The 1,774-nt window shown below is 36.4% G+C and carries 1 protein-coding gene; it reads right to left on the bottom strand.

Annotated elements, in window-relative coordinates; genetic code table 11:
* Positions 1-91: 91 nt before the first annotated feature.
* The gene (locus J5V48_RS09650) at positions 92-1,465 is read right to left on the bottom strand and encodes a Mu transposase domain-containing protein (RefSeq protein ID WP_219938419.1); all 1,374 of its coding nucleotides are present in this window, start codon (positions 1,463-1,465) and stop codon (positions 92-94) included.
* Positions 1,466-1,774 lie beyond the last annotated feature (309 nt).

Below are 1,774 nucleotides of genomic sequence, written 5' to 3'. Positions count from 1 at the left end.
AGATCTACCTATGTTATTGTGGCAGATCGTTAACACTAACAGACCTCATGCTAAATCGGCTTAAGGTCCTAGGTATGTTATAAAATTGATCCTATTTTTCTCCCCGTGATTGACGGATCACTTTCGTGATTTTTAACATTTTTAATGCAGCATCCATAAGACTTTTAAAATTAGGATACATAAGCCTCTTAAGAGCAACCTCCCTATGATTTTCTGGCATATGTTCAAGTTTTATGTGGTTAGTGCCGTCATTAGTAATAGTATGAGTAGCAATCTCTTTTAAATCGTGACAGATTTTTAACTGATTACCACATATAGAGGCACTAACGTACTCTCCAGCATACTGATATGGTACAGAATACCTTTCTCCTTTGACCTTAACTGTATAGTCAAGGCCAACCTTGATAAAAGGTATGTGCTCATAGAACTCAGGGATGGTACATTCTAACTTACGTGATTTGGCGATTTCATAGGTTTTAAAAAGGTATTCCCTGGTTCTGGTGCTGTCATTTCTGAATTTGGCTTTGTTTATATACTTATCAACAAGACCGATTAACTGTCTGTTAACTTCTTCTAAAGACAGGTGAGGATCATGTGATATTGCAGGAAGAACATTGTTCTGTACCATGTTAACCATAGCTTCAACACAGGATTTTTCTGTAGGAGAATAAGGATTTGAGGTAGTGACAGAAATTTTGAATTGTTTCATGTAGTGATGGAATGAATCATTAAAAATTGTCTCAGCACCAACCGTATGTTTAACAACAGCAGCTGTTCCATTGTCAAATTGCAGATTATATGGAATGTATCCAAAGTACTGAAAAGCTTTTCCTATAGCCTCACAGGTACATTTAGTTGTCTGTCCAGGCACCACCATGGCAAAGGTCATGTATGAGGCTGCCCATGTCATCACAAAAACAGAACCATGGCGGAGATGCTGCTTTGAATCAAAGTAAGGCCAGGTTTGTCCGCAGTAATCAATACAGACCTCGTAACCATAAGGATGATCCTGTGTCATGTATATCTTTGCGCCTTTGAGCTTTTTTAACTCATTTCCAAGCTTTGCATAAAAGTCACTTGAGCTGACAGGCTTTTTACCAATTGATTCGCATTTATCAAGGTACTCGTTAAAACAGAATTTCCTGGTAACCTTAGCATCAATGACTTCATTTGCTATTTCCTTAAAATCTGGAATATAAGTATCTGGTTTGGCTCTGCCCACAATAATTACATCGCCATCTTTAAGATCAATCATGCCTGGATATATGCGTCTGGCAAGCTCACTTTCACTTAGTTCAGCCAAAGCTCTGCATCCATCAATACCCTTATAGAATCCTTCTTTTTCAAGACGATGCTTAAAGATAGATACAGTACTTGGGGAAACACCATATTTATTGGCTATGTCTCTATGTTTGAAACCACCTAGGATCTCCATACATATAGCCGTCATTGTTCTTAATTTCATCGAAAATATCCTAAAAAAAACGTCACATGACGCAAATTTATTGACGACAAAATTTTTATAGAGTTGAGATGAAAAAATTACAATTTATTGATATTGGAAAACCGTTCAGAATTATTGGAAAAATATGCAAAGATATCGAAAGAGAGTTCCGTTTTAAAGGAATTAATGTGAATTTTATTGGAATGCTGATCGATTATATTGGAATTGCGTTTATATTTAAGTGGAATTTGCACTGTGGGTATTGATTTAGCCGGTAGAAAGTTTCAGGTATGTTTTTATAATGAAGATAACGAGCTTGTTAACACAACC

Source organism: Succinivibrio faecicola (assembly GCF_019448115.1).
GTDB lineage: Bacteria > Pseudomonadota > Gammaproteobacteria > Enterobacterales > Succinivibrionaceae > Succinivibrio > Succinivibrio faecicola.
Note: the sequence above shows the minus strand (reverse complement) of the source record. Positions and strands in the feature narration are given on the sequence as shown.

What these genes read in the sequence shown, in the direction of transcription:
- J5V48_RS09650 (WP_219938419.1), bottom strand. Translation starts at nt 1,465, where the DNA reads ATGAAATTAAGAACAATGACGGCTATATGTATGGAGATCCTAGGTGGT.